Origin of the sequence: Empedobacter sp. UBA3239 (genome assembly GCF_002362875.1) — a bacterium.
GTDB lineage: Bacteria > Bacteroidota > Bacteroidia > Flavobacteriales > Weeksellaceae > Empedobacter > Empedobacter falsenii_B.
Window position 1 is genome coordinate 23,860 of sequence record NZ_DEVJ01000074.1, and the last position, 6,971, is coordinate 30,830.

The 6,971-nt window shown below is 31.1% G+C and carries 8 protein-coding genes; 6 read left to right on the forward strand and 2 right to left on the reverse strand.

All coding sequences use genetic code 11. The features are described from left to right. Positions 1 to 33 precede the first annotated feature (33 nt). Positions 34 to 1,050 (reverse strand): threonine aldolase family protein, encoded by a 1,017-nt coding sequence (locus B4G36_RS11475; protein ID WP_291064101.1) that lies wholly within the window; start codon positions 1,048 to 1,050, stop codon positions 34 to 36. 94 nt (positions 1,051 to 1,144) lie between these two features. Between B4G36_RS11475 and B4G36_RS11480 the strand changes: the two genes are divergently transcribed. The 3 genes from B4G36_RS11480 to B4G36_RS11490 all read left to right on the forward strand — a co-directional run bounded on the left by B4G36_RS11480 (position 1,145) and on the right by B4G36_RS11490 (position 3,586). Continuing rightward, a complete protein-coding gene (locus tag B4G36_RS11480; RefSeq protein WP_221854497.1) occupies positions 1,145 to 1,816 on the forward strand; it encodes a response regulator transcription factor in 672 nt (223 codons plus the stop codon). Between the two features lies 1 nt (position 1,817). Then, the gene (locus B4G36_RS11485; RefSeq protein ID WP_291064102.1) at positions 1,818 to 3,092 is read left to right on the forward strand and encodes a sensor histidine kinase; all 1,275 of its coding nucleotides are present in this window, start codon (positions 1,818 to 1,820) and stop codon (positions 3,090 to 3,092) included. Positions 3,093 to 3,157: 65 nt separating this feature from the next. Beyond that, the gene (locus B4G36_RS11490; RefSeq protein ID WP_114997745.1) at positions 3,158 to 3,586 is read left to right on the forward strand and encodes a PepSY-like domain-containing protein; all 429 of its coding nucleotides are present in this window, start codon (positions 3,158 to 3,160) and stop codon (positions 3,584 to 3,586) included. A 55-nt stretch (positions 3,587 to 3,641) separates the two neighbouring features. On the opposite strand, the gene B4G36_RS11495 is transcribed toward B4G36_RS11490, so the two are convergent. Beyond that, positions 3,642 to 4,289: a protein-L-isoaspartate(D-aspartate) O-methyltransferase gene (locus tag B4G36_RS11495; protein WP_280045208.1), complete on the reverse strand. Its 648-nt coding sequence runs from the start codon at positions 4,287 to 4,289 to the stop codon at positions 3,642 to 3,644. Between the two features lie 71 nt (positions 4,290 to 4,360). On the opposite strand from B4G36_RS11495, the gene B4G36_RS11500 reads away from it, so the two are divergent. The 3 genes from B4G36_RS11500 to B4G36_RS11510 all read left to right on the forward strand — a co-directional run bounded on the left by B4G36_RS11500 (position 4,361) and on the right by B4G36_RS11510 (position 6,907). Then, positions 4,361 to 5,365, forward strand: a complete 1,005-nt coding sequence (locus tag B4G36_RS11500) for a Gfo/Idh/MocA family protein (protein WP_291064103.1) — start codon at positions 4,361 to 4,363, stop codon at positions 5,363 to 5,365. Positions 5,366 to 5,563: 198 nt separating this feature from the next. Beyond that, complete coding sequence (locus B4G36_RS11505) at positions 5,564 to 6,454, forward strand: 3-hydroxyacyl-CoA dehydrogenase family protein (RefSeq protein WP_114997739.1); 891 nt, start codon at positions 5,564 to 5,566, stop codon at positions 6,452 to 6,454. Between the two features lie 39 nt (positions 6,455 to 6,493). After that, positions 6,494 to 6,907, forward strand: a complete 414-nt coding sequence (locus B4G36_RS11510) for a hypothetical protein (protein WP_221854499.1) — start codon at positions 6,494 to 6,496, stop codon at positions 6,905 to 6,907. Positions 6,908 to 6,971: the final 64 nt, after the last annotated feature.

Here is a 6,971-nt window from a genome sequence, read left to right on the forward strand (position 1 = left end):
AAGGATCCAATAATTTATGGATCCTTTTATGTTTTATATTAATTTGATAAAATTTTCTACTTGTTCCTCTGGTGTTGTCCAAGAAGTGACTAATCTAATTGCAGAATTTTCTTCATCAATTTTTTGCCAAATATAAAACTCAAAATCTTGTTGTAGTTTTTCGATAATTGAATTTGGTAAAATAGGGAAAATTTGATTGGAAGATGGTTCTGTCAAAAAGTTGTGACCTTTTGCTGAAATAGCATTTGCTAATTTTTCTGCCATTTGATTGGCGTGTTTTCCCATCTCGAAAAATAAATCATCTCGAAATATTTCCGAAAATTGAATTCCTATCAAACGTCCTTTCGCTAACATTCCGCCTTTTTGCTTAATATGATAACGAAAATCTTCGTCCAATTTCAAATTATTTATCACAATTGCTTCACCTAAAAGTGCACCATTTTTAGTTCCGCCAATGTAAAAAACATCTGTAAAATTCGCCATATCTTCTAAGTTTAAATCACATTTAGAAGAAGTTAAAGCAGAAGCTAAACGTGCGCCATCAACAAAAAGGTATAAATTATTTTCTTGGCAAAAATGATAAAGCTTTTGCAATTCCTTTTTTGAATAAACACTTCCAACTTCCGTAGAATTAGAAATATAAACCAATTTTGGCTTTACCATATGCTCGTCCGTATGTGTGGCAAGAATAATCGAAATTTGCTCAGGAGTTATTTTTCCATTATCCGTCGCAATGGTATTTATTTTATGTCCTGTTGCTTCTATCGCGCCCGTTTCGTGAACGGCAATATGCCCGCTTTCGGCTGCAACTACAGATTCGTGTGGTTTTAGAATAGAAGAAATTACAATTAAATTGGCTTGTGTTCCACCAGAAACAAAATGAATTGCTGAATCTTTTTTCAGTCTTTTTTTGATAAACTCTCTTGCTTCATTGCAAAATTCGTCTTCGCCATAACCAATAGTTTGTTCTAAATTTGTATCGATTAATCGTTGCAAAATTGCTGGGTGAGCACCTTCGCTATAATCATTTTTAAAGCTATATTTTTTCAAAATTGAAATCTTAAATTTTGAGAATAAAAGTAGGAGTTTTCCTAATTCTTTCCTATTTTACTATCTATTTTTACCAATTATTTAAACTGAAGTTATGAAGATTTTAGTCGTAGAAGATGAAATAAAATTGCAAGAAACAATTGTTGAGTTTTTAGAAAAGGAAAAGATGATTGTCGAAACAGCAGATAATTATCAGCAAGCTTTGGATAAAATAATTTCGTTCGATTATGATTGCATTTTATTGGATATGATGTTACCAGACGGTGATGGAATGTCTTTGTTGAAGGAATTGAAGAATCTTCATAAAGAAACTTCGGTGATTATTTTGTCGGCGAAAGATTCGGTTGATGATAAAGTAGAAGGATTATTGGTTGGCGCGGATGATTATTTAGCGAAACCGTTTCATTTTGCTGAATTATTGGCTCGAATTAAAGTTGCTTTGCGCAAAAATCTACAAAAAGGAGAGGATGTTTTGAGTTATAAAAATATTCAAATTTTTCCCGAAGATCGTTTGGTAAAAGTAAATAATATCGAACTGAAATTAAACAGAAAGGAATATGATTTGCTGTATTATTTTATGTTGAGACCCGAACGTGTTTTTCAGAAAACGACTTTAGCAGAAAGTGTTTGGGGAGATCATATTGAGCTATCTGATAATTTAGATTTTATTTATTCGCAAATAAAAAATCTAAGGAAAAAAATGAAAGAAGCAAACTCCGAAGCCGATTTACAAGCGGTTTATGGGATTGGTTATAAGTTGATTTAACATGAAAATATCACTAAAAAATTATACATTTCGTTACCTCACATTTTGGTTGCTTATCGTTATTGCGATTTGGGCATTTCTTTTTCATTCCTTGATTTTGGATGAAGTTTATGACAATGTAGATGACGGATTAAAGAATCAAAAAATTGAAATTATTCGAGAAGCTTATCGCGATCCGAATTTATTAAATACAACCGAATTTGGATTAAGTCAATTCAAAATGTCCAAAGTTGATCCAAGTAAATATGATGAAAGAAATCATTTTTCGAATGAGTTGGTTTACATGGGATACGATGATGACATGGAGCCTTATCGTATATTGAGAACTGGTTTTTATGACAAAGAAAATCATCCGTATTCATTAGAAATTAGAACATCAACTGTTGAAGAAGATGAATTGATTTATGATTTATCGATTTCTTTGATTGCGTTGTATGTTTTTATTTTGATTAGTATTTTATTGATTAATCATTTTGGATTGAAAAAAGCTTTCAAACCTTTTGGGCAAATTATTTCTCAATTAAGAAAATATGAAGTAGGAAATAACGAAAAACCAAAACTTGTCGAAACGAATGTGAAAGAATTTTCTTATTTGCAAAAAGAAATTGAGCGAATGATTAATCGAAATGATGAGGTTTTTAATTCACAAAAATTGTTCATCGAAAATGCTTCCCACGAATTGCAAACACCTTTGACAATTGCGCTAAACAAACTTGATTTGCTAATAGAAAATTCAGATTTAAAAGAAAAAGAGGTGATGAGTTTGGTAGAAACCAAGCAAATACTTTGGAGAATGGTGAATCTTAATAAGTCGTTGTTAATGTTATCTCGAATCGAGAATAATCAATACAAAAATAATGTTGAAGTTAATTTTACAGCTTTGACAAAAGATTTGATCGAAGATTATGAAGAAATTTTAGAAGCAGAAGAAATTAAATTAGAAACGAATTTTAAGGCAGATTTTATTCTTGATTTTAATATCGATTTAGCGCGAATTTTAATTTCAAATTTGATTCGAAATGCGATCAAACATAATAATGATGAGAAAATTATTAAGATAGAAAGTGATTCAAATCAATTTATAATTTCGAATACAGGGAAAAACGCAACATTGGATTCGAATCTTATTTTTAGTCGTTTTTATAAACAAGGAACAAGTGATGGAAATAATGGCTTGGGGCTTTCGATTGTGGACACGATTATCAAAAATCAACAAAATTTGACGTTACGTTACAATTATGAGTTTCCTTTTCATCAATTTATTTTGAAAAAATAAATTATTCCCAAATCTTTCCTAATTCACTTTGCAACTTTGTCTTAATAATTATAAAATCAAACAAAATGAAAAAGTTTTTAAGTGTTATCATGTTAAGTGCAACGTTGATTTCTTTTGCTCAAGATAAAGCAATAAAATATAACCAAGTTCCAAAAATGGGACAGCAATTTATCAACAAATATTTTGGTGTAAAACAAGTTGGTTCTGTGATGTTGGACGACGATTATTTTTCGAAAGAATATAAAGTGTATTTGGCAAATGGAACAAAAGTAGAATTTGATGGAGACGGAGCTTGGAAAGAAGTCGATGGAAAACGAAATGCTATTCCAACAGGATTTATTCCAGCTAAAATTTCGAATTATGTGAAAAGAAGTTTTCCGAATACTACAATAACAAAAATTGAAAGAGACCGAAAAGAAATTGAAGTGAAATTGAACAATGGACTTGAATTAAAATTTGATAAAAACGGAAATTTTAAGAAAATTGATGATTAATAAAAAATATATTCAAACAAAAACTCCAACTAAATATTAGTTGGAGTTTTTTATTTTATTTATCTCGGCTTTCTAACATTGGTACAAATTTGAAATCTCCAAATTCGTAATGCTCAAATTGATCTTCTGATAATCTTATAATGACAATCATTCGTTGCGATTGTTCACCAACTGGAATCACCATTATTCCTCCAATATTCAATTGTTTTTTTAATTCTTCTGGAATTTCTGGCGCACCAGCCGTTACAATAATTTTATCAAAAGGAGCAAAAGAAGGTAAACCTTTGTAACCATCTCCATACGTTTGATAACGTGGCTCGAAATTGATTTTTTTCAACATGATTTTCGAGAAATCAAACAAATCTTTTTGTCTTTCAATCGTAAAAACTTCAACACCCAAAGCAACCAAAACAGCAGTTTGATAACCAGAACCAGTTCCGATTTCTAAGACTTTTTCATTAGGCTGAATGTCTAATAATTGTGTCTGAAAAGCAACTGTAAACGGATGCGAAATCGTTTGTCCAGCAGCAATCGGAAAAGCTTCGTCGCGATATGCGAATTCCGTAAATGCGCTGTCTAAAAATAAATGTCGTGGCACTAAATTAATAGCTTCCAATACGTTTTCATCTTCAATTCCTTTCGAGCGCAACAAATCAACCAACATTTTGCGTCGTCCTCTGTGTTTAAAATCGTCTACAGACATATTCCAAAATTTTTACAAAAATGCATTAAATACAACTTATTCTCATTAATTTTAACGGCAAAATCTACCAAATGTTAAAAGTAGGAGTGATCGGTGCCGGGCACCTTGGAAAAATCCATTTAAAGTTATTAAATCAATCGGAAAGATACGAATTAATTGGCTTCTTTGATTCTTTTGAAGAAAATGGAAAAAAAGTTGAAGCTGAATTTGGGTACAAATATTTTAGTTCGATGGACGAATTAATTGATGCTGTTGATGTTGTTGATATTGTGACACCAACGTTATCACATTATGAAGTTGCATTGAAAGTGATCGAAAAAAATAAACACTTTTTCATTGAAAAACCAGTTACGCATACCTTAGAAGAGGCAGATCATTTGTTGAAATTGACAAATGAAAAAGGTTTGAAAGCGCAAGTTGGACACGTAGAGCGTTTTAATCCTGCATTTACAGCGGCTTCACCTTTTATCGAAGAACCATTGTTTATCGAAACGCATCGTTTGGCAGAATTTAATCCGCGCGGAACAGATGTTCCTGTTGTGTTAGATTTGATGATTCATGATTTGGATGTGATTTTATCGATTGTAAAATCAGAAATTAAATCTATTCATTCATCTGGAGTTTCGGTTATTAGTGATACGCCTGATATTGCAAATGCTCGAATTGAGTTCGAAAATGGTTGTGTGGTGAATGTTTCGACAAGTAGAATGTCAATGAAAAATATGCGAAAAATGCGTGTTTTTCAGCGAAATGCGTATATCTCAATTGATTTCTTGACGAAAAAGACTGAAATTATTAAAATGCACAAGGCTCCAGAAAATCCAAGTGAATTTGCAATGATTTTGGAAAATGATAAAGGAGATCGTAGAGAAATTTGTTTCGAACATCCTGAAGTTTTACCAAATAATGCAATTTTGGATGAATTGGAAAGCTTTGCAGATTCTATTGTGAATAATTCGCCGATTAAAGTTTCGTTACAAGATGGACGAAATGCCTTGAAAGTTGCGTTGGAGATTATTGCTTATTTTGAAAAAGAACAGCAAGTCATCAAAAATCAAACAATCGAGAAAGAATAAATCGATGTTAGATTTTAGAAGTTCGAATTTCGCTAAACGCATGAATATGATGTGATTTTGAAACAAGTTCAGAATGACGAAAATTTGTCAAGCTGAATTCATTTCAGCTTCTCATTCTGAAAAATCAAATTTCGCAAAACTCATTTCGAACTTCGAATCTCGAAAAAAAATAAATAATAAAAACAAACATACAAAAAGATGAAAAACATTACAGTTATTGGAGCTGGAACGATGGGGAATGGAATTGCTCACGTTTTCGCACAATCAGGATTTGCAGTGAATTTGGTTGACGTTTCTCAAGATAGTTTGGAGCGTGGATTGAAAACAATCGCTGGAAATTTGGAGCGTATGATCGCCAAAGAAAAAATTACGGAAGCTGACAAAACAGCAACTTTAAATAATATTACAACATTTACAGATACTGCGGAAGCGGTAAAAAATGCGGATTTAGTTGTAGAAGCTGCAACAGAAAATTTAGATTTGAAATTGAAAATCTTCAAACAAATTGATGAAGCTGCGCCAGCAAATGCAATTTTAGCGTCTAATACTTCTTCTATTTCGATTACAAAAATTGCGTCTGTTACAAGTCGTCCAAAACAAGTGATTGGAATGCATTTCATGAATCCAGTTCCGATGATGAAATTGGTTGAAATTATTCGTGGTTACGATACAACAGACGAAGTAACGAAAGCGATTATGGAAATGTCAGAAAAATTAGGAAAAGTTCCAGTTGAAGTGAATGATTATCCAGGTTTTATCGCCAATCGTATTTTAATGCCAATGATTAACGAAGCAATTTATTCTTTATATGAAGGAGTTGCGGGCGTGAAAGAAATTGACGAAGTAATGAAATTAGGTATGGCTCATCCAATGGGACCATTACAATTAGCAGATTTTATCGGTTTAGACGTTTGTTTATCAATCTTAGAAGTGTTGTACGATGGTTTCAAAAATCCTAAATATGCACCTTGTCCATTGTTAGTTAACATGGTAACTGCTGGTAAAAAAGGAGTAAAATCTGGAGAAGGATTCTATGATTATTCAGAATCTAAAAAAGCAGAAAAATTAGCTGCTCAGTTTGCGAAGTAATTAGTTGATTAACTATTGATTTAATTGGAATTTAATCTAATGAAAACAAATTTTAAAATTATTTCTTTTACAGAAATTGAATTTGAGAATGAAGAAATAGATCTTCATAATTGTTATGATTTTATTTCAAATGAATTGGAGGTGACAAATGAATTTATTAAAATACATTTTGTCATAATAGAAGAAAATACTATTAAAAAAATGAAGTATAATGATTTATATTTTTTAGTAAATAATTATACATATCTAAAACAAATTAAACCTTTTGAAGAATATATTGAAGACGATTCATGTTTATCTGGAATTACATTTTTTGATTCTAATTTACGTGATGAAAATTATTCATTAGTTGATAAAGAATATCCAAATGAAAATGATGACCTAATTTTTACTTTTGAAAGTGAAAGAGTTATTCGGATAAATTCTAAAGAAGTGATTTTAGTTGGGAAATAAACAAAAAGCGTTACTCGAAAAGTAACGCTTTTTATTTTGAAAACTATGTCCCGTCCTGAAATAG